The 22773-nt window shown below is 71.3% G+C and carries 20 protein-coding genes; 10 read left to right on the top strand and 10 right to left on the bottom strand.

Annotated elements, in window-relative coordinates; genetic code table 11:
* Positions 1-31: 31 nt before the first annotated feature.
* Entirely contained in the window at positions 32-2161 is a 2130-nt protein-coding gene (locus tag ACZ6NZ_RS27920) for a transglycosylase domain-containing protein (protein ID WP_465860947.1), read from the bottom strand.
* A 121-nt stretch (positions 2162-2282) separates the two neighbouring features.
* Here ACZ6NZ_RS27920 and cobC point away from each other — a divergent pair, with 121 nt between their 5' ends.
* The 3 genes from cobC to cobA are packed head-to-tail and all read left to right on the top strand — an operon-like array spanning position 2283 to position 5957.
* A complete protein-coding gene (cobC, locus tag ACZ6NZ_RS27915; protein ID WP_465860946.1) occupies positions 2283-3368 on the top strand; it encodes an Rv2231c family pyridoxal phosphate-dependent protein CobC in 1086 nt (361 codons plus the stop codon).
* Positions 3368-4549, top strand: coding sequence for a nicotinate-nucleotide--dimethylbenzimidazole phosphoribosyltransferase (locus ACZ6NZ_RS27910; RefSeq protein WP_465860945.1), 1182 nt, complete (start codon positions 3368-3370; stop codon positions 4547-4549). Before cobC ends, ACZ6NZ_RS27910 begins: the two co-directional genes overlap by 1 nt.
* A gap of 40 nt (positions 4550-4589) precedes the next feature.
* The gene (gene cobA, locus ACZ6NZ_RS27905) at positions 4590-5957 is read left to right on the top strand and encodes a uroporphyrinogen-III C-methyltransferase (protein WP_465860944.1); all 1368 of its coding nucleotides are present in this window, start codon (positions 4590-4592) and stop codon (positions 5955-5957) included.
* Between the two features lie 194 nt (positions 5958-6151).
* On the opposite strand, the gene otsB is transcribed toward cobA, so the two are convergent.
* From otsB to ACZ6NZ_RS27885, 4 genes are all read right to left on the bottom strand, one after another.
* The gene (gene otsB, locus ACZ6NZ_RS27900) at positions 6152-8716 is read right to left on the bottom strand and encodes a trehalose-phosphatase (protein ID WP_366612781.1); all 2565 of its coding nucleotides are present in this window, start codon (positions 8714-8716) and stop codon (positions 6152-6154) included.
* A 41-nt stretch (positions 8717-8757) separates the two neighbouring features.
* Positions 8758-10158: an alpha,alpha-trehalose-phosphate synthase (UDP-forming) gene (locus ACZ6NZ_RS27895; RefSeq protein ID WP_030333449.1), complete on the bottom strand. Its 1401-nt coding sequence runs from the start codon at positions 10156-10158 to the stop codon at positions 8758-8760.
* A gap of 143 nt (positions 10159-10301) precedes the next feature.
* Positions 10302-10691: a PIN domain-containing protein gene (locus ACZ6NZ_RS27890; RefSeq protein WP_366612732.1), complete on the bottom strand. Its 390-nt coding sequence runs from the start codon at positions 10689-10691 to the stop codon at positions 10302-10304.
* Positions 10684-10968, bottom strand: coding sequence for a hypothetical protein (locus ACZ6NZ_RS27885; protein WP_366612733.1), 285 nt, complete (start codon positions 10966-10968; stop codon positions 10684-10686). The genes ACZ6NZ_RS27890 and ACZ6NZ_RS27885 overlap by 8 nt, the downstream gene beginning before the upstream one ends.
* A 210-nt stretch (positions 10969-11178) precedes the next feature.
* On the opposite strand from ACZ6NZ_RS27885, the gene ettA reads away from it, so the two are divergent.
* The 4 genes from ettA (at position 11179) to ACZ6NZ_RS27865 (ending at position 14764) form a co-directional block, all read left to right on the top strand.
* A complete protein-coding gene (ettA, locus tag ACZ6NZ_RS27880) occupies positions 11179-12855 on the top strand; it encodes an energy-dependent translational throttle protein EttA (protein WP_465860943.1) in 1677 nt (558 codons plus the stop codon).
* A 12-nt stretch (positions 12856-12867) separates the two neighbouring features.
* Positions 12868-13314, top strand: a complete 447-nt coding sequence (locus tag ACZ6NZ_RS27875; protein ID WP_112584127.1) for an acyl-CoA thioesterase — start codon at positions 12868-12870, stop codon at positions 13312-13314.
* The gene (locus tag ACZ6NZ_RS27870; RefSeq protein WP_465860942.1) at positions 13311-14048 is read left to right on the top strand and encodes a DUF8185 domain-containing protein; all 738 of its coding nucleotides are present in this window, start codon (positions 13311-13313) and stop codon (positions 14046-14048) included. Before ACZ6NZ_RS27875 ends, ACZ6NZ_RS27870 begins: the two co-directional genes overlap by 4 nt.
* Positions 14049-14179: 131 nt before the next feature.
* On the top strand, positions 14180-14764 hold the full coding sequence (locus ACZ6NZ_RS27865; protein ID WP_357356583.1) for a type III secretion system chaperone family protein: 585 nt from the start codon (positions 14180-14182) through the stop codon (positions 14762-14764).
* Between the two features lie 21 nt (positions 14765-14785).
* On the opposite strand, the gene ACZ6NZ_RS27860 is transcribed toward ACZ6NZ_RS27865, so the two are convergent.
* The 3 genes from ACZ6NZ_RS27860 to ACZ6NZ_RS27850 all read right to left on the bottom strand — a co-directional run bounded on the left by ACZ6NZ_RS27860 (position 14786) and on the right by ACZ6NZ_RS27850 (position 18016).
* Entirely contained in the window at positions 14786-15214 is a 429-nt protein-coding gene (locus ACZ6NZ_RS27860) for a globin (protein ID WP_366612736.1), read from the bottom strand.
* 124 nt (positions 15215-15338) lie between these two features.
* Complete coding sequence (locus tag ACZ6NZ_RS27855) at positions 15339-16724, bottom strand: MFS transporter (RefSeq protein WP_465860941.1); 1386 nt, start codon at positions 16722-16724, stop codon at positions 15339-15341.
* Between the two features lie 233 nt (positions 16725-16957).
* The gene (locus tag ACZ6NZ_RS27850; RefSeq protein ID WP_465860940.1) at positions 16958-18016 is read right to left on the bottom strand and encodes a mechanosensitive ion channel family protein; all 1059 of its coding nucleotides are present in this window, start codon (positions 18014-18016) and stop codon (positions 16958-16960) included.
* Positions 18017-18091: 75 nt separating this feature from the next.
* Between ACZ6NZ_RS27850 and ACZ6NZ_RS27845 the strand changes: the two genes are divergently transcribed.
* Positions 18092-18646, top strand: a complete 555-nt coding sequence (locus tag ACZ6NZ_RS27845; protein WP_465860939.1) for a hypothetical protein — start codon at positions 18092-18094, stop codon at positions 18644-18646.
* A gap of 379 nt (positions 18647-19025) precedes the next feature.
* On the top strand, positions 19026-19562 hold the full coding sequence (locus ACZ6NZ_RS27840) for an HNH endonuclease (protein ID WP_030333470.1): 537 nt from the start codon (positions 19026-19028) through the stop codon (positions 19560-19562).
* 15 nt (positions 19563-19577) lie between these two features.
* Here ACZ6NZ_RS27840 and ACZ6NZ_RS27835 read toward each other — a convergent pair whose 3' ends face one another.
* On the bottom strand, positions 19578-21158 hold the full coding sequence (locus tag ACZ6NZ_RS27835; protein WP_465860938.1) for a DUF6194 family protein: 1581 nt from the start codon (positions 21156-21158) through the stop codon (positions 19578-19580).
* Positions 21159-21212: 54 nt separating this feature from the next.
* On the opposite strand from ACZ6NZ_RS27835, the gene ACZ6NZ_RS27830 reads away from it, so the two are divergent.
* Positions 21213-21986 (top strand): MerR family transcriptional regulator, encoded by a 774-nt coding sequence (locus tag ACZ6NZ_RS27830; RefSeq protein WP_465860937.1) that lies wholly within the window; start codon positions 21213-21215, stop codon positions 21984-21986.
* Here ACZ6NZ_RS27830 and ACZ6NZ_RS27825 read toward each other — a convergent pair.
* Positions 21929-22768 carry a class F sortase gene (locus ACZ6NZ_RS27825; protein WP_465860936.1) on the bottom strand — a complete coding sequence of 280 codons (840 nt, stop codon included), beginning with the start codon at positions 22766-22768 and terminating at the stop codon, positions 21929-21931. The genes ACZ6NZ_RS27830 and ACZ6NZ_RS27825 overlap by 58 nt on opposite strands.
* Between the last annotated feature and the right edge of the window lie 5 nt (positions 22769-22773).

The following is a 22773-nucleotide window of genomic DNA, read 5'->3' as shown; positions in this document are numbered from 1 at the left end:
GCTGAGCGTTCTCGGCTGACTGGTGCGCGGGTCAGCCGACGATGGCGTCCGACGGTGGCGTGAACTGACGGGTCGGGGTGCCCTTCAAGCCGTCGCGCAGGGTCTCCGACACCGCCTTGATCGGGATCTGGGACTGCCCGTCACCGACCGCGTTGAACGGGTTGTCCGGGTCGGAGATGAAGCTCGCCGCTGCCAACTCCGGGGTGTAGCCCACGAACCAGGCCGACCGGGTGCTGTCGGTCGTACCGGTCTTGCCGGCCACCGGGCGTCCGACGGTGCCCCGCACGCTGTCGGCGGTGGACCAGCCGCCGCAGCTGCCGCGCGCCGGGGTGTCGCCGGTCGGGCAGCGGGCCGCGTCGGTGGCCGCCCGTGCCGCGTCCGCGCTCACCACCTGCCGGCAGCGCGGCTTGGCCACCTCACGGTGCAGACCGCCCGGTGTGGCGTACGTGGCGGGCGTGCCGTCTCGGTTCATGATCGCTTGTACGGGGATGGCCTCGCAGTAGCGGCCGTCGGCCGCGATGGCGGCGTACGCGTTCGCCATCTCCAGCGGGGTGGCGTCGGAGACGCCCAGGGTGAACGCGCCCCACTTCTTCGCCTTGTCCGGGGACGCGTGGTCCCGGTCGACGTCGGTGCGCCACCGCAGCCCGAGCTGTTCGGCCAACCGGACCGCCCGGTCCGCGCCGACCTTCTCCTCCAGCCAGACGAAGTACGTGTTCACCGACTTGCCGAAGCCGGACCACATGGTCTGCTGACCGGACATGGCGCCGCTGGCGTTGGAGGGGGCCCAGCCGTCGTAGACCTCGGAGCGGTAGCGGTGTGGGGCGTTGAACGAGGTGGACAGGGGCATTCCCGCGTCGAGCGCGGCCAGCATCGGGAACATCTTGAAGGTCGATCCGGCCTGGTAGCCGGCCAGGTCACCGCCGCCGAGCAGCGGTGCCACGGTGTTCGGGTAGTTGGCCTTCACCTTCGGCCCGGCCTCCGGGTTGGAGCTGAGCGGGTTCTCGGCCAGGTCCAGCGAGTACGTCCGGTTCACCGCCATGGCCTTCACCCGCCCGGTGCCCGGCTCGGAGACCACGATTCCGTTGGCGAACGGGCTGCCGGTGGCCTCCTTCGCGCCGACGTTCTTCTCCGCGGCCGCCTGGATCTTCGGGTCGAGGCTGAGCACGATGCGGTAGCCGCCCCGGCGCAGGTTGTCCATCCGTTCCAGCCGGTTCGCCCCGAACGCGGGCTGCGCGCTCCACCAGTTCTTCAGGTAGTCGCAGGCGAAGCCCCAGCTGTTGTACTTCTCCGCCACCGCGGCGCAGTCGTGCGGTGGGGTGGTCAGCTTGAGCCGGATCGGTTCGGCCTTGGCGGCGGCGGCCGAGTCGGGGGAGAGGTAGCCGAGTTGGCTCATCCGGTCCAGCACGTAGTTGCGCCGCCCGGTGGCCTCCTTCTGGTCGGAGTCGGCCGGGTCGTACTCCGAGGGGGACTTGACCAGTCCGGCCAGGGTGGCGGCCTCGACCGGGGTGAGGTCCTTCGGGGTCTTGGAGAAGAAGATCTCGCTGGCGGCGTAGATGCCGTACGCCCGGTGCCCGAAGTACGCCGAGTTCAGGTAGCGCTCCATGATCTCGTCCTTGCTGATCTCCTTCTCCAGGTCCAGCGCCATCCGCATCTCCTTGACCTTGCGCAGGCTGGTCTGCTGGGTGGCTTCCTGGACCTGCTTGGGCGTGGTCGCGCTGTCCCGCAGCGCCATCCGGACGTACTGCATGGTCAGTGTCGACGCGCCCTGGGAGCCTCCGGAGCGGGCGTTGGAGACGAAGGCCCGGGCCACGCCCTTCGGGTCGACACCGTGGTGCTGGTAGAAGCGGGAGTCCTCGGCGGCGATGATCGCCTGCTGGATGTTCGGCGACATGTCCGACAGCTTCGTGTACTGCCGGTACTCCTCGTAGAACATCGTCAGCACGGTCTTGCCGTCCGGGCCGTAGACGTACGAGGTCTCGGCGGGCAGGGCGGTCTTCAGCACCCGGGTCTTCTGGTCGACGGCGTGCGCGGTGGCCTTCGCGCCGAGCCCGGTGAGGGCGACGACCGGGTACGCGACGGCGGCGATCACGATTCCGGCGATCAGCCCGGCGCGGAGGAGAGGGACGAGACGACCAGCGGCAGCAAGGGGTCGGTTGCTCACCTGGTCAAGTTATGACATTTCCGATTCGTACATGAGAAGAACTCTTAAACCGGCGAGTGGTGACGCGGCTTACGCCGAGATCGGCTGTCCCACCGGCCGCCTTCCCGGCAGGATCGCGGACATGTCTGATCAGCCGAGCGCGGTCGTCCCACCCGCCGGGGTCGAGCCGGACCTCGCCCACCACGGTGACGCGGAGGCGACCGCCGGCCTGATCGACCTCGCCGTCAACGTCCGTCGGGCACGGCCGCCCGCCTGGCTGGCCGATCCGATCGCCGCGACCCTGACCGATCTGGCCCGCTATCCGGACCCGGCGCCGGCCCGGGCGGCGGTCGCCGCCCGACACCGCCGTCACCCGAACGAGGTGCTGCTCACCGCCGGCGCCGCCGAGGGGTTCGTACTGATCGCCCAGGCGCTGCGCGGCGTGCGCCGCCCCGTGGTGGTGCACCCCCAGTTCACCGAGCCGGAGGCGGCGCTGCGGGCCGCCGGTCACCCGGTCGAGCGGGTGCTGCTCGACGCCGCCGACGACTTCCGGCTCGACCCGTCCCGGGTGCCCGCCGACGCCGACCTCGTGATGATCGGCAACCCGACGAACCCGACCTCGGTGCTGCACCCCGCCCAGGCGGTGGCCGCGCTGGCCCGCCCCGGCCGGGTGCTGGTGGTCGACGAGGCGTTCGCCGACACCACCATCGCCGCAGGGCACCCCGGCGAACCGGAGTCGCTGGCCGAACGCCGCGACCTCCCCGGGCTGCTCGTGGTGCGCAGCCTCACCAAGACGTGGGGCCTGGCCGGGCTGCGGGTCGGCTACCTGCTCGGCGCGCCGGAGCTGCTGTCCCGGCTGGCCGCCGTCCAACCGCTCTGGGCCGTCAGCACACCCGCGTTGGCGGCCGCGTCGGCCTGCGCCGGCACCGTCGCGGTCCAGGCCGAACGCGCGATCGCCGCCGACCTCGCCGCCGACCGCGAGCACCTGGTCGCGCGCCTCGCCGAACTGCCCGGTGTACGCGTCGTCGGCCGTCCCGCCAGCGCGTTCGTCCTGCTACGCCTGCCGGGCGCGACAGCGGTCCGGGCCGCCCTTCGCGAGCGCGGCTGGGCGGTACGCCGAGGCGACACGTTCCCCGGCCTCGGCCCGGACTGGCTGCGGGTGGCCGTACGTGACCGAAACACCACCGACGCGTTCATCGACGTGCTGCGCGAGACCATGGAGGCATGATGCTGGAGACCACTATCGCGGCGATCCGCCCGGCGGACGAAGCGGCAATGGCCGCCGCCCGGGAGCTGCACGGCCGGCTGACCAAGCCGGCGGGATCGCTGGGCGCGCTGGAGGAGCTTTCGGTACGCCTCGCCGGCCTGGCCGGAGTCTGCCCACCACCGCTGCCCGAACCGGCCGCTGTGGCGATCTTCGCGGGCGACCACGGGGTGCACGCCCAGGGGGTCAGCCCCTGGCCGCAGGAGGTCACCGCCCAGATGATCGGCAACTTCCTGGCCGGTGGAGCGGTGGTCAACGCGTTCGCCCGGCAGGCCGGTGCCTCGGTCACCGTGGTCGATGTCGGCGTGGCCACCCCGCTGCCCACCGACCCGGCCGTGCTCGATCCGGCCGCGCTCGACCCGGGCAGCGGCCGGGCCGTCGCCCCGGTCGTGCGCGACCCGGCCGTGCTCGACCCCGGAAGCGGCCTGGCCGTCGACCCGGCCGTGCTCGATCCGGCCGTGCCCCGGCTGGTTGTCTCGTCCGTCCGCCGGGGCACCGGCGACCTCACGGTGACGGCCGCGATGACCCGGGACGAGGCGCTGGCGGCGGTGCGGACCGGCATCCGGATCGCCGACGAACTGATCGACGCCGGCGCCGGCATCCTGCTCACCGGGGACATGGGCATCGGCAACACCACCCCGGCCGCCGTGCTGATCGCCGCGTTCACCGGCGCCGACCCACTCGACACCACCGGTCGGGGCACCGGGGTCGACGACCCGACGTACGCGCGCAAGGTGGCTGTGGTGCGGGCCGCCCTGGCCCGCCACACCCCCGACCCGGCCGACCCGCTGGGCGTGCTGGCCGCCGTCGGTGGTCTGGAGCACGCCGCCCTGGCCGGGCTGATCCTGGGGGCTGCGGCGCGCCGCACACCGGTGCTGCTGGACGGTGTGATCGCGGTCTCGGCCGCGCTCGCCGCCGCCGCGTTCGCCCCGGACGCGGTCTGCGCCATGGTCGCCGGCCACCGCTCGGCCGAGCCCGGTGCCACTGTCGCGTTGCGACACCTCGGCCTCGATCCGCTGATCGATATGGGGCTGCGCCTCGGTGAGGGCACCGGCGCGCTGCTGGCGTTGCCCGTGGTCACCGGCGCGGTCCGGGTGCTGCACGAGGTGGCCACCTTCGACTCGGCGGGGGTGGCCGAGAAGTGAGCACGTACCGCGAACGAGCCGTCCGCCTCGGTGGTGCGGTGTGACCTCCAATCCGTACCCCCTGGGTTTGCGGCTGCACGGGCGGCGGGTGGTCGTGGTGGGCGGCGGCGCGGTCGCCACCCGGCGCGTACCCGCGTTGCTGGATGCCGGCGCGGACGTCCTGCTGGTGGCCCCGGAGCTGACTCCGGCGCTGCGCGCCCGGGCCGACGCGGGTCGGCTGCACTGGGTGCCGCGCCGGTTCGAGCCCGAGGACCTGGACGGTGCCTGGCTGGTCCAGGTCGCGGTCGACGACCCGATGGCGGCGGCTTCGGTGAGCGCCGTCGCCGCCGAGCGGCGGATCTTCTGCGTCCGGGCCGACGACCGGACCGCCGCCACCGCCTGGACCCCGGCCGTGACCCGGCACGGCCTGGTCACCGTGGCGGTGCTCGGCGGCGGCGACCCGCACCGGGCGATGACCGTCCGCGACGCCGTCCGCGACCTTCTCGCGGTACGCCTGGCACCCGCCGGTGCCGTCGCTGCGCCGTCTGGTCAGGCCGGTGCCGTCGCTGCGCCGCCCGGTGAGACCGGTGCCGTCGCTGCCCCGCCTGGTCAGCTCGGTGCCGTCGCTGCGCCGGCTGCCGGGCTCGGTGCCGTCGCCGCGCGGTCTGGCGGGCTCGGTGCCGGTGCGGGCGGCTTGCGGGGGGTCGGGCGGGTGGCGCTGGTCGGGGCGGGGCCGGGGGACCCGGAGCTGATCACCGTGAAGGGCTGGCGGCTGCTCACCGAGGCCGACGTGGTGGTCGCCGACCGGCTGGTGCCCGGACTGCTCCTGGACGAACTGCGCCCGGACGTCGAACTGGTGGACGCCTCGAAGATCCCCTACGGCCCGTCCCGGGCCCAGGAGGAGATCAACCAGATCCTGGTCGACCGTGCGCTGGCCGGCGCGTTCGTGGTGCGGCTCAAGGGCGGCGACCCGTACGTCTTCGGGCGCGGCGGCGAGGAGTTGTTGGCCTGCGCCGCCGCCGGTGTCCCGGTGACAGTGGTGCCCGGGGTGACCAGCTCGATCGCCGCCCCGGCCGCGGCCGGAATCCCGGTCACCCATCGGGGAGTGGCGCACGAGTTCACCGTGGTCTCCGGACACCTGGCACCCGAGGCCCCCGCCTCGCTGGTGCGCTGGGACGCCCTCGCTGGTCTGCACGGCACCCTGGTGATCCTGATGGGGCTGAAGAACCTCGCCGCCATCACGGCCACCCTGATCGCCCACGGTCGGTCGCCGCAGACCCCAGCCGCCGTCGTTCAGGAAGCCACGACGGGCACCCAGCGGGTGCTGCGGTCGACGCTCGACGCGGTGGCCGCCGACGTGCTCACGGCCGAGGTACGGCCACCCGCCGTCGTCGTCATAGGCGACGTGGTCAACACCCTCGACGGTTGAGGGAGCCGCTGCATCCGCAGCGATTCGAGATCTTGGACAGTTTCCGTCACGCGCTGAATAGTCACGCGCTGACGGAAACTGTCCAAGATCTCGCCGGAAGCCGGAAGCCGGAAGCCGGAAGCCGGGAGCCGGGAGTTGGGACAGACGACGGGCCGGAGCAGCGCTGCTCCGGCCCGTCGTGGTCTCTGCGTCGACTACTGCTTGAGCATGTTGTCCAGCAGCAGGGCGCAGCGGATCAGACCGAGGTGGCTGTACGCCTGCGGGTGGTTGCCCAGGCCGCGCTCGGCGAGCGGGTCGTACTGCTCGGGGAGCAGCCCGGTCGGGCCGGCGGTCAGCACCATCTGCGCGAACAGCTCCTCGGCGTCGGTGCGGCGGCCGGTGCGCAGGTACGCCTCGATCAGCCACGCCGTGCAGATGTGGAAGCCACCCTCACGGCCGGGCAGGCCGTCGTCCCAGTGGTAGCGGTAGACGACGGGGCCGCTGCGCAGGTCCGCCTCGATCCGCAGGACGGTGGACAGGAAGCGCGGGTCGTCGCCCGGGAGCAGGCCGGAGAGCCCGATCCAGAGCGACGAGGCGTCCATGTCCTCGTCCCCGTACGCCACGCTGTACGCCTCGACGTCGGAGTGCCAGCCGTGCTCCAGCACGTTGGCGCCGATCCGGTCGCGCAGGTCCTTCCACTCGGCTCGGTCCTCGCCGCCGTGCTCGCGCATCACGTGCAGCGCGCGGTCGACCGTCATCCAGCACATCACCTTGGAGAAGACGTGGTGCCGGGGTGGCAGCCGGGCTTCCCAGATGCCGTGGTCGGGCTCGTGCCAGCGGCGGCGGACCGCCTCGACCATGTTCTCCAGGACCCGCCACTCGTCGTCGCGGACCGAGCCGCGAGCGTCGGCGACGGCCGCGATCAGGTCGGCGATCGGGCCGAAGACGTCCAGCTGCAACTGGTGGTTGGCGAGGTTGCCGACCCGGACCGGCCGGGAGCCGGCGTACCCGGGCAGCGTGTCGATGACCGCCTCGGCGCCCAGCTCGTAGCCGTCGATCGTGTAGAGCGGGTGCAGCCGCTCCGGGTGGCCGCCGGTGCGCTCGATGCAGCCGTCCACCCAGCGCAGGAACGCCTCGGCCTCCTCGATGGAGCCCAGGTCGACGAGCGAGCGGGCGGTCAGCGCCGCGTCGCGCAGCCAGCAGTAGCGGTAGTCCCAGTTGCGGACGCCGCCCAGCTCCTCGGGGAGCGAGGTGGTCGCCGCGGCGAGGATCGAGCCGGTGGCCTCGTGGCAGAGCCCGCGCAGGGTGAGGGCGCTGCGCGCGACCAGTTCGCGGGAGGTGGACGGCAACCGCAGCGAGGCCACCCAGTCCTTCCACGGCTGCTCGGCCGCGGCCTGCCGCTCGTGGATCGGCACCCGGTGGTGCTCCAGGCTGTGTGTGCCGAAACGCAGCTCCAGCACCACCTGCCCACCGGCGGCGGAGAGGTCGACGGTCGCCTTGGCGGTCTCGTAGCCTCCGTCGTTGCTGACCTCCCACTGCACGCCGGGGGCGTAGAGAGCGACCGGTTCGTTCGAGCCGAGCACCAGCAGGCCGTCGCCGAGCGGCTGCAACTGGACGGCCACCTGGCCGAACTCCGGCCTCGGCGCGAACTCGACGGTGGCCTTGCCGCTGCCGGTCAGCACCCGGACCAGGGTCGAGTCGCCGGTGAGGATCGCCGGGCTGTCGCCCGGGGTGGTCTCCCGAGCCGGCTTGTCCAGCCAGTCGGTGACGGTGAGCCCGGACCACCGGGTCTCCACCGTCATCGTGCCGGAGCGGTAGCGCTGGCCCAGCGGGATGCCCCCGCGTTCCGGGGCGACGCTGAAGTGACCGGCCGGGCTGCCACCCACCAGGTCGGCGAAGATCGCCGCCGAATCCGGCTTGGGGTGGCAGAGCCAGCTCACCTTGGCCTCGGGGGTGAGCAGAGCGACGGTACGACCGTTGGCCAGCATGGAGTGCCGTTCGATCGGCACCGCCCGCTCACCGAACAGCCAGTGCCGCCGGGTCTCCAGCAGCAGGGCCAGCGCGCGGGCGGCCTCCAGCGGGTCGGCCACCCGGTAGCTGGCCTGGGTGTCGCCGGGACCGATCTTGATGCCGAGGTCGGGACCGTGCAGGTGGCCGAACCCGTTCTCGTCGGTGATGTCGTCGCCGATGAACAGCACCGCGCTGGAGGCGAGTTGGGTCCGCAACTGGTCGAGCGCGGTGCCCTTGTGGGTGGCCACCACGGAGAGTTCGATGACCTCTTTGCCCTGGGTCACCGTGACGCCGTCGAAGGTGGCCGGACCGCTGCGGACCGCCTCGATGGCGGCGGCGGCGATCTGCGGGTCGACCCCACGGGTGTGCATCGCGACGCTGGCCGGTTTGCGTTCCAGCCGGATGCCCGGGTGCTGGGCGGCGATCTCACGCAGGGCGTTGCGGACCTGGGTCCGCACGGCGACCAGCTCGGGGGAGAGTCGCTCGACGAAGCCGATGTCGAATTCGGAGCCGTGGCTGCCGACGAGGTGCACCTCGCTGGGCAGCCGCGAGAGGGCGGCCAGGTCGCGCAGCGCCCGACCGGAGACCACCGCCACCGTGGTCTGCGGTAGCGCGGCGAGCGCGCGGACCGCGGCCACCGACTCGGGTAGTGGAACGGCCGTGCTCGGGTCCTCCACGATCGGCGCCAGTGTGCCGTCGTAGTCGCAGGCGACAAGGAGTTGGGGGACCCGGGCTATCCGGCCGATGGCGGAGCGCAACTCAGGGTCCATGACCCCGGTGGCGACTGCCGCCCCATCGTTGACGGACGTGTTCACTCGGCCTCCGCCTCGGGAACTCCGAGTTCCGAGAGGAAAGACTTGGCCCAGTGGCCCACGTCGTGGGTACGCAGGTGACGTTGCATTGTCCGCATCCGGCGGCGCGCCTCGGTTTTCTCCACGTGCACTGCCCGGAGGAGGGCGTCCTTGACCGCGTCCGGGTCGTGCGGGTTACACAAAAATGCCTGGCGAAGCTCGGTGGCGGCACCGGCGAACTCACTGAGTACGAGCGCGCCACCCTGGTCGGCACGTGATGCTACGTATTCCTTCGCCACGAGGTTCATTCCGTCTCGCAGCGGGGTCACCATCATCACGTCGGCAGCAACGTACATCGCTGCCAGCTCACTGCGACTGTACGACTGATGGAGATAATGGACCGCCGGCACGCCGACCCTGCCGAACTCGCCGTTGATCCGACCGACCTCGCGCTCCACCTTCACCCGTAGTGCCTGGTAGTGCTCCACGCGCTCGCGGCTGGGTGTGGCGACCTGAACCATGACCGCGTCGGGGACTGTCAACTTTCCGTCAGCCAGCAGTTCCCGGAAGGCCTTGAGCCGCAACTCGATGCCCTTGGTGTAATCCAGCCGGTCCACGCCCAGGATGATCGTCTTCGGGTCGCCCAGCTCGGCGCGAATCTGCTTGGCCCGGGCCTGGATCGCCGGATCGGCGGCCATCCGCTCCATCTCCTGGGTGTCGATCGAGATGGGGAAGGCGCCCGCCTTCACCTGCCGACCGTCGACCTGGATCATCTGCCCCTCGTAGCGCAGCCCGAGCAGGTGCCGGGCCAGCCGGACGAAGTTCTGCGCGGCCAGCCGCTGCTGGAAACCGACCAGGTCGGCGCCGAGCAGACCGCGCAGGATCTCGGTGCGGAACGGCATCTGCATGAACAGCTCGATCGGCGGGAACGGGATGTGCAGGAAGAACCCGATCCGCAGGTCCGGGCGGAGCTCACGGAGCATCGCCGGCACCAGTTGGAGCTGGTAGTCCTGCACCCAGACCGTCGCGCCCTCGGCCGCCACGTCGGCTGCGGCCTCCGCGAATCGGGCGTTGACCAGGCGGTACGCCTCCCGCCACCGGCGCTTGTAGGCGGGTGTCTCCACCGCGTCGTGGTAGAGCGGCCAGATCGTCGCGTTGGACTGGCCCTCGTAGTAGCGCTCCAACTCCTCGGCGCTGAGCGGGACCGGGTGCAGCCGGATCCCTTCCAGGTCGAACGGCTCGGGGGCCGCACCGGTGCCACCGGCCCAGCCGACCCACGTGCCCTTGTGCTCGGCGAGTACGGGGTGCAGCGCGGTGACCAGCCCGCCCGGGCTGCGTCGCCACTGCCGGCCCTCGGGTGTGCTCACCTCGTCGACCGGCAGACGGTTCGCCACTACGACAAAGGAGCTACGGACGGTCACGATCGGCCACCTCCGGGTACTGACGGGTCCACCGCGATGAGCGTACTGAGCGTAGCTGCGGCGTCTTGTGCCTAGTGCCGGAGTCTCCTACCCGCGTCGGTGCGGCCGAACCCTAAAGGTGATCTTGTCGACAACCGTGCTGGTCAGAGGTCGATGATCGGCCATTCCTTGGGCAGCACCTCGCCGAGCAGTTCCCGCCGATCCGTCATGATCGGTACGACCGCTCGGGCTGCCGCTTCGATCGCGACCTGGGCGAGATCGAAGCTGCCCAGGAGGCGGGACCAACCGCCCAGGATGGGGCACATGGTGTGATCGACCGGCGTGACGAGTACAGCTTCCAGGTCGGCGACGATGTCCAGCAGCGGCCAGCCGTCGTTGGACACCTGGCGATACGCGGCCGTTAGGCACATGGCCGGAATGATCACCGACTCCCGGCGGTAGGCGACCTTGGCGATCTGGATGCCGACAGCCGGCACTCCGTCGGAATAGGCCAGCAATGCGGTTGTGTCGAGCACGAGTCCGGCGTCAGTCACGGGCTTGCATCCGTCCTCGCGATGCCTCATTGAGCAGGGCGGCGGCCTTGGCGCGCAACTCAGGAGTTATCGCCTGGCGAGCCTGATCCAACTTGCGCCCGGCCTCCGCAAGGCCCTCATCGGTGATCTTGAACCCGATCTGCTCCAGGGTCTGCCGGGTTCGTTCGCCGACCATTCGTTCGCGGATGCTCTCCGTCACGAAGGCGGACACGTTGGGCTCGATGGCCAGCCGTTCTGCGACGTCGTCCGGGATGCTGATGGCGATCTTCTTGGTCATACTCAAGACGGTAGTGAATCATACCGGCTGCGGCAAGGAGGCTCGCCGACGTACTCCTGGGGCGGGGTGATGTGGGCGAAGCGCGCCGTACCTGTCAGGATTGACGATGGCGTGCGCGCGGCCGGCTCCCGGCCGGCGGCGGCGGGCGGTCCTCGCAGCCCGCGCCGCGCCGCCGATCAGCGACAGCAACCGACGGAGGTAGCCCGCACCGTGGCCCAGTACATCTACGTCCTGGAAAAGGCGCGCAAGGCGCACGGCGACAAGGTCGTGCTCGACAACGTCACGTTGAGCTTCCTGCCGGGAGCCAAGATCGGTGTGCTCGGTCCGAACGGCGCCGGTAAGTCCAGCCTCCTCAAGATCATGGCAGGGCTGGACAAGCCGAGCAACGGCGAGGCCCGGCTCATGCCCGGCTACACCGTCGGCATGCTCGCCCAGGAGCCCCCGCTCAACGAGGCCAAGACCGTGCTCGGCAACGTCGAGGAGGCGGTCGCCGAGACCAAGGCCAAGCTGGAGCGGTTCAACAAGATCGCCGAGCAGATGGCCACCGACTACTCCGACGAGCTGATGGAGGAGATGGGCAAGCTCCAGGAGGAGCTCGACCACCTCGACGCCTGGGACGTCGACTCCAAGCTCGAACTGGCGATGGACGCGCTGCGCTGCCCGCCGCCGGACGCCGACGTGACCCAGCTCTCCGGTGGTGAGCGTCGCCGGGTGGCCCTCTGCAAGCTGCTGCTGGAGGCGCCCGACCTGCTGCTGCTCGACGAGCCCACCAACCACCTGGACGCGGAGAGCGTCTCCTGGCTGGAGCAGCACCTGGCGAAGTACGCCGGCACCGTCATGGCGATCACCCACGACCGGTACTTCCTCGACAACGTGGCCAACTGGATCCTCGAACTGGACCGTGGCCGGACGTACCCGTACGAGGGCAACTACTCCACCTACCTGGAGAAGAAGGCCGCCCGGCTGGCCGTCGAGGGTCGCCGCGACGCCAAGATGAAGAAGCGCCTCACCGAGGAGCTGGAGTGGGTCCGCTCCAACGCCAAGGCCCGGCAGACCAAGTCCAAGGCCCGCCTCGACCGGTACGACGAGATGGCCACCGAGGCGGAGAAGACCCGCAAGCTGGACTTCGAGGAGATCCAGATCCCGCCGGGCCCGCGCCTGGGCAGCACGGTGATCGAGGCGAACAACCTCAGCAAGGGCTTCGGCGACCGGCTGCTGATCAACAACCTGTCGTTCTCGCTGCCGCGCAACGGCATCGTCGGCATCATCGGCCCCAACGGCGTCGGCAAGACCACGCTGTTCAAGACCATTGTCGGGCTGGAGGAGCCGACCGGCGGCGAGGTCCGGGTCGGCCCCACCGTCTCGCTGTCGTACGTCGACCAGAACCGTGAGGGCCTCAACGGCGACAAGACCGTCTGGGAGGTCGTCTCCGACGGGCTGGACTACCTGATGGTGGGCAAGGTCGAGATGCCGTCGCGGGCGTACATCGCCGCGTTCGGCTTCAAGGGCCCGGACCAGCAGAAGCCGACCAAGGTGCTCTCCGGCGGCGAGCGCAACCGGCTCAACCTGGCGCTGACCCTGAAGATCGGCGGCAACGTCATCCTGCTCGACGAGCCGACGAACGACCTGGACGTGGAGACGCTGTCCAGCCTGGAGAACGCCCTGCTGGAGTTCCCCGGCTGCGCCGTGGTCATCTCCCACGACCGGATGTTCCTGGACCGCGTCGCCACGCACATCCTGGCCTGGGAGGGCGACGACCAGGACCCGTCCAAGTGGTTCTGGTTCGAGGGCAACTTCGAGGCGTACGAGAAGAACAAGATCGACCGCCTCGGCGCGGAGGCTGCCCGGCCGCACCGGGTGACCTACCGCAAGCTGACCCGCGACTGACCGGCCGAGAAGGTGTCTGACCGCTTCGTCTACCACTGCACCCTGCGCTGGTCCGACCTGGACGCGTACGGCCACGTCAACAACTCGCGCTTCCTCACCCTGTACGAGGAGGCGCGGGTGGCGTTGATGTTCGCCGGCGGCCGGGCCTGGGGCGTCGGCTCGTTCGCCGACGGGGTGGTGATCCGCCGGCACGAGGTCGACTACCTGCGCCCGGTCGACTACGCGCTCGGCCGGGCCACCGCGGAGGCCGCCCCCACAGTGCGGATCGAGCTGTGGGTGGAGGAGATCCGGGCCTCCCGGTTCACCGTCGCCTACGAGCTGTACGACGGTGAGGTGCTGGCCAGCCGGGCCCGGTCGGTGCTGGTGCCGTTCGACCTGACCCGTCAGGTGCCCCGGCGGATCACCACCGAGGAGCGGGACTTCCTGCTCACGTACGCGCCGCAGGGCGGGGTGGCGTGACCCGGCCGGGCACCGCCGAGCCGGGCCGGACGGCGGCGCCCACCCACGGTGTCGATCAGGTGGCGGACGCGGGCGCCTTCCTGGCCCGGCTGGTCCGGTTGGATCCGGTCGCACCGGTCCGGCTGCGGCCGGCCGGCGCACCGGGCCGGATCGCCCTGTGGGCCCGGCTGCCGTGGCAGGTCCTGGTGGTCCGCACCGTTGCCGGTGGGCCGGCTGACGGCGTCGCGGAGGACGTCACTGTGGCCGCTTCCGAGCTGCTGGCCGAGCTGGAGCGGAGCGGCGCGACCCTGCCGACCCGCCGGGACGCCCAGTGGCGGTGGCCGTTGCCGCCGGCGCGGAGCCGCCAGGTGGAGACGCTGCCCGCCGCCGACCTGCGACGGATCGCCGACGCGGCGGCGGGCACCCTGCGGACGGCGAGCGAGCAGGGCGTGGCCGGCCGTGCCGTGGGCCAGCGGGCCCTGCGTGACGCGTTGCTCGACCACGTGGCGGTGTTGATCACCCCCGACGGGGCGCCCGACGAGCCGGTCGAGGTGCCGCAGCGGCTGGTGCAGGGGGTGGTCCGGATGGGCTTCCTCGGTGCCGCCCAGGGCTCGGCTGCCGGCGAGGGCGGGGACGCCGTTCAGGTGCGGGTGGCCGGTCGTTGGGTGGGCCTGGTGGGACCACACGGAGCGGCGTGGTTGCAGAAGGCGACGGATCTTGCCGTGACACCCCTGGGCGCTCGTCCGAACGGATGATCCCGGGTCATTCTTCTGGTCAGGGGCGGTCGTTGGGGGGGTGCTTCAACCCGGCTGTCCGGGTACCGTCCATCCTCGGATCCAACGCACCGTAGGCGACTGGATCCGCTGGGGAGTGAGGTGCGCGAGCGATGCCGTGGTGGTCATGGCGCCCCGGTCCCGCCGACGGCGGCGAACCGGAAACCCGAAGCGGGATCACAGTCGATAGCGCGGTCCGGATCGGGCCGCCCAGTCCTCGCCAGCCGGGGGACGACTGCCCGTCCAACGAGCGGCCCGTGCTGACCGAGATGCCCGCCACCGTCGAGCCGGTGAGTCTGCGCCGGGTCTGCGACGCGCTCGATCTGCTCGACGTGCGATACCTGGCCGACGGCGACGGCAACCTGTTGGCGATGTGGGAGCGGCACGCGGTGCTGGTCACCCTCGAAGGGCCGGAGGACGAGATCCTGGTCATGCGGGCACGCCCGCACGCCACGGTCCCGCCGGACTGGGCCGACCGGGCGTACCGGGTGGTCAACGAGTGGAACCACACCCGCCGGTTCTGCAAGGCGTACATCGGTGACCCGACCGAGCGCGGTCAGCTACCGATCTACGCCGAGCTTCAGGTGCCCCTGGGCGCCGGCACCCACGACGCGCTCCTGGTCGAGATGCTCGACTGCGGCGCGGCGGTCGCCACCAGCTTCGTGGACTGGCTGCACGACGAGGGCGCGCTGCTCTGACGCCGCTGCGGGTGCTGCGGGTCAGCCGGCGTTGGCCGGGTCGTCCTCGACGTTGACCATGAAGTACGCGGCCCGCTCCAGGTAGTCCCAGAGGGTGACGGCGATCTCCGGCTCAAGGTCGAGCCGGTCCACGGCGCGGCGCATGTTGCGCAGCCAGGCGTCCCGTTCGGCCGCTCCGATCCGGAACGGCGCGTGGCGCATCCGCAGCCGAGGGTGCCCCCGCTGAGCGGAGTACGTGTTCGGCCCACCCCAGTACTGCATGAGGAACAGGGTCATCCGGTCCGCGGCCGGGCCCAGGTCCTCCTCCGGGTACATGGGTCGCAGCAGGGGGTCGGTGGCGATCCCGGCGTAGAACTCGTCGACCAGCTTGCGGAAGGTGGGTTCGCCGCCGACCGCTTCGAAGAGGGTCATCGACGCACCGGAACGGTCGGATTCACCTGCGGAAGTCACAGTTCCATCCTGCCAGGTGCGTCCGGCGTCGACCCGACCCGCAGGGCGTGCGTCGGATCACGCCGGGTCGACAAGCCCGAATATGGGCACTCGGCCGGCTCGGGTGGCGGTCGGGTTCGACGGGTCAGGTGACAGCGTGCCGGCGGTGGCCGTCACCGGTGTGCGGGTTGGACCTGCCGTCCACCGGGCGGTCGCCGGCGGGGTCGCCGAGGCTGGAGGGCGGCGGATCGGCGTTGGCCAACGACGCGGCTGTGATGGCGTCGTCGACCGTCTGCCGGTCCGGCCACCGCAGCGTGGCCACCGTCATCAGCAGCACCCCGGCTGCGCTCCAGACCCCCACCACGACCGGAATGGGGAACCGTTCGGAGAGCATTCCGGTGACCAGAACCGCGAGGCCCTGGATGACCTGGATGCCGGTGGCCATCACCCCGAAGGCGCGGGCTCGGAAGCCGTTGGGGAGCGCCTGGACGAACAACCCGTTGGCCATCGGCATCATGCCGGCGACCGCGAACCCGCAGAGCGCGGCGAGCAGTGCCACCACCAGCGGCGGGGGGTCGAGCAGCACCGGTACGAGCACCAACGGGGCGAGCACCGCGAGCGGCCGCATCAGCTTCAGTCGGCGAGCCGGCCCGAACAGGCGACTCACCAGCAACCCACCGAGGATGAAGCCGATCGGGTTCGCCACCATGATCGCCGCCTGTGCGGTGCCCGCGCTCACCGCGCCGCGGCTCTCCTCGTTGGCCCAGGCCGCGGCCAGACCCTCGGGAACGATCGAGAAGAGCATCGAGCTGAACACCAGCACCGCGATGGCCCGCAGCACCGGTGTGCGGAACACGATGCCGAACCCCTGCCGAGTCTCCCGCAGCAGGTGGCTGCGGTGCTCCGGGTTCATCACCGCCGGACGGTCGCGCACCCCGAGGCGGACCAGCAGCGCCGAGAGACCGAACGTGACCGCGTTGAACAGCAGCGCCGCCTCCGGGTCGACCGCGGCGACAGCGGCGCCGAAGACGTACCCGATGACCTGGGCGGCCTGCCCGACGCTGCCGTTCAGCGACAGCCCCAGCACCAGTCGGTCCCCGGTGAGCAACTGCGGGATCAGCGCGGACTTCGCCGCCTGACTCGGCGGGTTGGCAAGCGTGGCGGCGAAGATGAGCACCAGCACCGCCTGGTACGGCAGGCCCGGAATGGCGATCAGCAGCATCAGCGCCATCCGGATGAGGTCGCATGCCACCATCACCCGTCGGAACGGGTACCGCTCCGCGAGTGCGGCGAGCACGGGACCACCGAGCAGCCAGGGGAGGAAGCTGACCGCGAAGGCAGTCGCGGAGAGCGCCACAGACCGGGTCTGCTGATAGACGAGCAGGGTGACGGCGGCCTTCGCGACGTAGTCGCCGACCCAGGAGAGAGCGCCGGCCACAAACACGGCCCGGAACTCGTGCTGGCCGAAGACGTCGCGAAATGTGGCGGGGCCTTCCGCGGAAGGTCGCTCGTCAGGCACCGTCGCCTCCATCGGCCCCGGCTCGGCCGCTCGTGGCAGCCCGGCCGGAAGCACTCGTCAGATCTACGGATCAGCGAGGTTGTGATCACGCTTCGGTGGTAACGCGTGCTCCGGATTCTGCCCGATCGTCTGACAAGTAGCTAGGTCGAACGGGTCGTTCGTCGCCTCCCCGACTGAACGAACGGACGATACCCGAGGGGCCGGCCGGATCGCGACCCCTGAATTGCCGGACTATGTCGGCGATGTCAGGTAGCGCCGCCCTGACCCGTCTCGCCCTCGGACAACGGCCGGGTCGACAGCCCGGGATAGATGCGGGCCGCCGCGATCTGCGCGGTGATCCCCGAATTCTCCAACGCCTCGGCGAGACGCCGACGCAGTTCCCGGCCCACCGCGAACTGCCCGTCAGCGGTCGTCTTCACCACGGTGCGGATGACAGCGCCGTCCACAGTCACCTGCTCGACACCCAGCACCTCGGGCGCCTCCACGATCTCCGGTGACAGCTCCGGGTCCACCGCGACCGAGGCCGCCGCGGTCCGTAGCACCGCTGTGGCCTCCTCGGTGCTGTTGAAGCCGATCGGCAGGTCCACCACCACGAGGGCCCAACCCTGGCTCTTGTTGCCCACCCGGATGATCTCGCCGTTGCGGATGTACCAGAGCACGCCGCGGCCGTCGCGCACCGTGGTGACCCGCAGGCCGACCGACTCGACCACGCCCATCGCCTCGCCCAGGTCGACGTTGTCACCCACCCCGTACTGGTCCTCGATCAGCATGAAGAGGCCGGCGATCAGGTCCTTCACCAGGCTCTGCGCGCCGAAGCCCAGCGCCACACCGGCGATCCCCGCGCTGGCCAGCAGCGGGGCCAGGTCGAAACTGAACTCCCGCAGGATCATCAGCAGCGCGATGCCGAAGACGAACGCGGTGGTGAGGCTGCGTAGCACCGACCCGATCGCCTCGGCCCGCTGCCTCCGCCGCTCGGGCACGAACTCTGCCGGGTCGACCGCGGCGGTGGGTACCCGCTCGCGCAGCGGCCGGAGCATCGTCGGCACCGCGCCGTCGGTGGTCGTCCGGACCAACCGGTTGATCGTCCGGTGCAGCGCCCAGCGGGCCACCATCGCCAGGGCCAGGATGAGCAGCACCCGAAGCGGTTTGAGCAGGATCCAGTAACTTCCCTCGGCGAACCAGGACGACCCGGTGATCCGGTAGATCCACTCGCAGGAGGTGCTGCCCTGGCAGCTCACCGAGACGGCGTCGGACAGGGCTAGGGGCGTCACGCTGGCGGCACTCACTATGTCTTCGTACCGCAAGGAGCCCGAGCGTCCGCCGCCGACCCACCGGCCGGCGGACCGGCGTGGCGGACACGGCGACGGAAGAGGTGGAGCGTGCGTATCGACCCGATGGGGCGCAGGGGCCGGGACCGGGTCTTCTACGGCAGCGCCGATCGCTGGATCGGACGGCTGCTCCTGCTGGGCGTCGTGGTGGCGGTGCCGAAGGAGATGTCCGAGCCGAGCCTGGCCGGGCTGCCGTTCGACGTCGCCGCCGCGGGCTTCTTCGCGGTCATGGGCTGGCTCTGTTTCCGGCTCGGCTTCCGGCTAGCGCTGACGGCCCGGCTCGACCACTTCGAGGTGGTCAACCCGCTGACCGTCGAACGCATCGCCTACCGCGACGTGGCGTCGATAGATCTCGACCTCATCTCGGTCCGCCTCACCCTGGCCTCCGGCAGGAAGGTCCGGGCCTGGGGTCTCTCCGACTCGCTGCACAGCACCGCGGGGTCGAAGGGGCAGGATCTGGTTGACCGCCTCGGTGTGATCGTCGCCGAGCGGCAGGCCGCCGACGGCCCGCGCCACACCCGCAGTCGATTTCCGGACTGGTGGGTGCCGATCGCGCTGTTCGTGCTCTTCTCGGCTGCGATCGGCTACCGCCTGTTGGTGCGGTGACACCCCGGCGCGGCGCACGACGATCCAGGGGCCCCGTCACCACACTCGTTCTCGAGGCGGCCGAGAGCCCCGAGCGGCGGATCACCCGTGTCGGCTGGCAGCGTTGGCTGAGCGGAAGCAGCTGACACGGCGTCCTCGACTCCACCGTGCCCCGGCAGGGATCACCGAGGTGCCCAGGCCGGGCCAGCATGACGATCCGCCCGGTTGCGGATGATCCTCATACCCCATGCGGGATTAGTACGTGCAATCCGGGGTCCGATCAGGGACTATTGGCGCAACGGACGTCGGTGATCGGCCCGGCGTCGACCGTGTGGGCCCCTGTGCCCGGCCCCGGTCGACGGCGGTCCCCAGCAGCCGCTGAACCGGGAGGGTGAGCGCGATGCCTGACATACGACCCACGGTGGGCTCCGGCGCGTTGGTCCTCAACGCCACCTACGAGCCGCTGTGTGTCGTGTCGGTGCGTCGCGCCGCGATTCTCGTCCTCTCCGCCAAGGCGGTCTGCGTCGCCGACGGTGACGGCATCCTGCACAGCGCCCGGGACGCGCTCCCGGTGCCGTCCGTGGTCCGGCTGACGCGTTTCGTCCGGGTGCCGTACCGGACGCATGTCGGGCTGTCCCGTCGGGCGATCTTCGCCCGGGACGGGTGGCGGTGCGCCTACTGCCGGGGCCCGGCCGAGACCATCGACCACGTCTTTCCGCGCAGCCGGGGTGGCCGGCACGCCTGGGAGAACGTGGTCGCCGCGTGTGCCCGGTGCAACCACACGAAGGGCGACAAGACCCCGGCCGAGATGGGCTGGCGGTTACACGCGTTGCCGGCCGCCCCGAAGGGCACCGCCTGGCGGGTGCTGGGCCACCGCGCTCCCGACCCCCGCTGGGCCGACTGGCTGGACCTGCGGGAGCCCGAGGCCGCCGCCTGACTCCGGTCGGTCGCGCTACCCGGCGGTCCGCCGCGCCGCACGCTCGCGGCGACGCGCGGCACGGTCGTACGCGACCGTCAGCAGCCGGTCCACCTCGGGCAGCAGGTGCGGACCGGGCATGACGATGCTGGCGAAGCCGTACTGTGCGTAGCCCGGGTGCGGTGCGAGGCTGTCCAGCCGGGCGAAGTCGAACTCGTGCCGGTGCTCCTCGAACGCCTTGGGCGGGAAGCCGAACAGCCGCTCGAACTCGGCCCGGCCCAGGTCCAGGTTGAGGCGGAAGACGCCGGGGCGGTCGAGCTGTGCGGCCTCGTCGAAGCCGGGGACGTCCTGCGCGACGATGGTGGCGAACGGCTGGCGGCGGTCCGGGCCGACGAAGAAGAACCGGTCGCCCCAGGCCGCCTCGGGCGATCCGTTCTCGTCGCTCGCCACGAGCTGCTCGACGTCGGGCAGCGCGGCGATCCGATCGGCGAGCACGGCCGGGCCGACACCGGTCGGCACATGCAGGACCGCGTCGGCGCTTTCGATGGTGGCCCGGTCCAGCGGGAAGTAGCGGTGGTCGTGCGTGCGCTGCTCGGCCGCTTCGATGTCGGACGTCGACAGGTACCGGGGAAGGGTGTTCTCCTGCTGGAGTCGGCCCTCGTAGGTGTCGGCGGCCGGCGGCCCGATGCCGAGTGCCGGGCTCGCGCCGAGGCTGCCGGCGATCACGGCGTACCGGTCGCCCAGCACCGACGCGATGATCGCGCCGGCGCCGGCCCATGACACCTGCGTGTCGGCCAGCGTCATGGCGCTCGGGTGGCGCTGAAGGTGCGTGTTGTGCGCGAAGACGAGTGTGGGCCCGCGGTGTGCCTCCACCGCTCGGATCGCCAGCAGGTTCTCGGCCATCAACGCGTCCCGGACTCCGGTCAGGCGGCCGAAGCGTTCCTCCTGGCCCAGTGGCGCGGCGGCCGCGGCGTGGTAACGCAGCAAGGCCACAGCAGCCGTAGCGTGCACGAACGCCGCCTGCCAGCCCGCCGACCTCCACGGCGCGCGCAGGTACAGCTCGGTCAGCAGGTCGTCGGCGAGCACCCGCAGTCGCTGGGCGTCGGTGGAGCGCCCGACCGATCGGCCCGGTTCCCAGATCGCGGCCGTCTCACTCCACCGTGCCTCGTCCCCGATCAGGTCGTCGATCTCGGTGACCCGGTCCAGGTCGAGGAACTGGCAGACCTGGGTGAGGTGGTGGCGGGGGCTCGGGGCGCTCTCCAACTCGACCGGGGCGTCGAAGCCGTGGAATGTCAGACGTTCGGCGACGGGCCGCCGGGCGTTCCACTCCCGCATCCGCAGCAGGAGGTCACGGTTGGCCGGGGCGGCCCCGAACCCGTGGCTGAACCCTTCGGCGAGCGCCCGGTCGAGTGTCACGGCCGCGACGCCCCGCACGAACTCGTCGGCGATCAACCCGGCCGTCCGGTCGCTCTCCAGGGCGATCGAGCGGTAGCCGTGCTCGGCCAGCGACAGAAAGGCCTCGTTGCGGAGTTGGAGGAAGGCGGGCTCACCGTGGGTCGGTTCGCCGAACCCGAGCAGCTCCGGGGTAACCGCCAGCAGGTCGAGAAAAGGTGGCATTCCATGAACCGTATCGTTGAATCAGCGGTTGAGACTTACGAGCGATGGAGCGCGGTGACAGCCACAAAACCTTCAAACCCGGGGGTACGCCGGCCGGTCGACCTCGCGCGCGCCCACGGTCTCTCCGCGCAGGCCGTGCGCAACTACGAACGAGACGGCGTCCTGCCCCCGGCCCAGCGCACGCCGAGCGGTTACCGTCGCTTCACCGAACTGCACGTCAAGGCGCTGTGTGCCTACCTTGCGTTGATCCCGGGCCACGGCTATGCGGCCAGCGGCGAGATCATGCGGGCCGTCAACCGGGGCGAGATCGACACGGCGTTGCGCACCATCGACCAGGGGCACACGCTGCTCCAGCGCGATCGGGAGACCCTGGACGCGGTCGAGGCGGCGGTGGTGACGCTCACCGGAACGAGACCGCAACCGCAGGGCCAGAAAGCCGTGCCGATCAGCGTGCTGGCTCACCGGCTCGATCTGCGGGCGGCCACGCTGCGCACATGGGAGCGGGCCGGGGTGCTGCGACCGGTACGTGATCCGGTCACCCACTACCGGCTCTATCGTCCCGACGACGTCCGGGACGCCGAACTGGCCCACCTGTTGCGCCGCGGCGGCTACCGGCTCGACCACATCGCGGGCGTGCTGCGCCGAGTGCGCGACGCCGGCGGTGCCGAGCCGCTCGCCGCCTCGCTGCGTCAGTGGCGGCAACGGCTCACCGAGCGAGGCCGGGCCATGCTCACCGGGGCCGCCCGGCTCGCCGAGTACGTCGACGCCGGTCAACCGCCGGAACGCGCCTTGACCAGTGAGGCGAAGACCACCACGTTGTCCGCGTAGCCGGTCTCGCCGCCGACCCACTGGCCGCCGCAGGTGATCAGTCGGAGGCTCGGGCGGCTGAAGTCGCCGTACACGTCGTCCACCGGCAGTTGGTCCTTGTCGAACTTCTCCACCGAGTTCACCTCGAAGACCGCCACGCGCTGGTCGGTACGGGTGACCTCGATCTCGTCGCCGGAGCGCAGCTCGCGGAGTTTGTGGAAGACGGCCGGCCCGCTGGTGGTGTCGACGTGCCCGACGATCACGGCTGGACCGTACTGGCCCGGGGTGGGCCCCTGGTCGTACCAGCCGGCCTCCTGGGCGCGGGCCGCGTCCGGCACGGCGATCGTGCCGTCCGGGGCGATGCCCACGTCGTGTACGGGCGCCCGTACGTCGATCTTGTCGATGGCGAGGCTGGTCGGGTCGCTGGCCGGCAGCACCGGAAACTTCTTCGGCGGCGGTCGCAGTCCGGCGCTGAGCCGATCCGGCAGCAGGCTCATCCCGGTCACCTGCTCGACGCCGAGCATCGCCACGATCAGCACCATCAGCGCGGCGATGGCCAGCACCGGCAACCCGGGGCTCGTAACGAACCGGTGGCGAGTCGACGACGGCCCGGCCGGACGTCGCGGCGGCAGCGGACGGGCGGCCGGATCGGTGGTGGTGACGCTCGCCGAAACGGCCTGCCCGGCCACCCGGCGCAGCCGTTCGGTGACGCGGACCACCAGCCGGCCGGACGCGCGCAGCGCCGGCCCGGCCCGGAGGCGGGCGCGGCGGTCCGGCCGCGCCCGCGCGGATCTGCGGGTCATGGGTG

Source organism: Micromonospora sp. NPDC047756, from assembly GCF_055587245.1.
The sequence above is the reverse complement of the archived record's forward strand: the minus strand, read 5'-3'. Positions and strand labels throughout refer to the sequence as shown.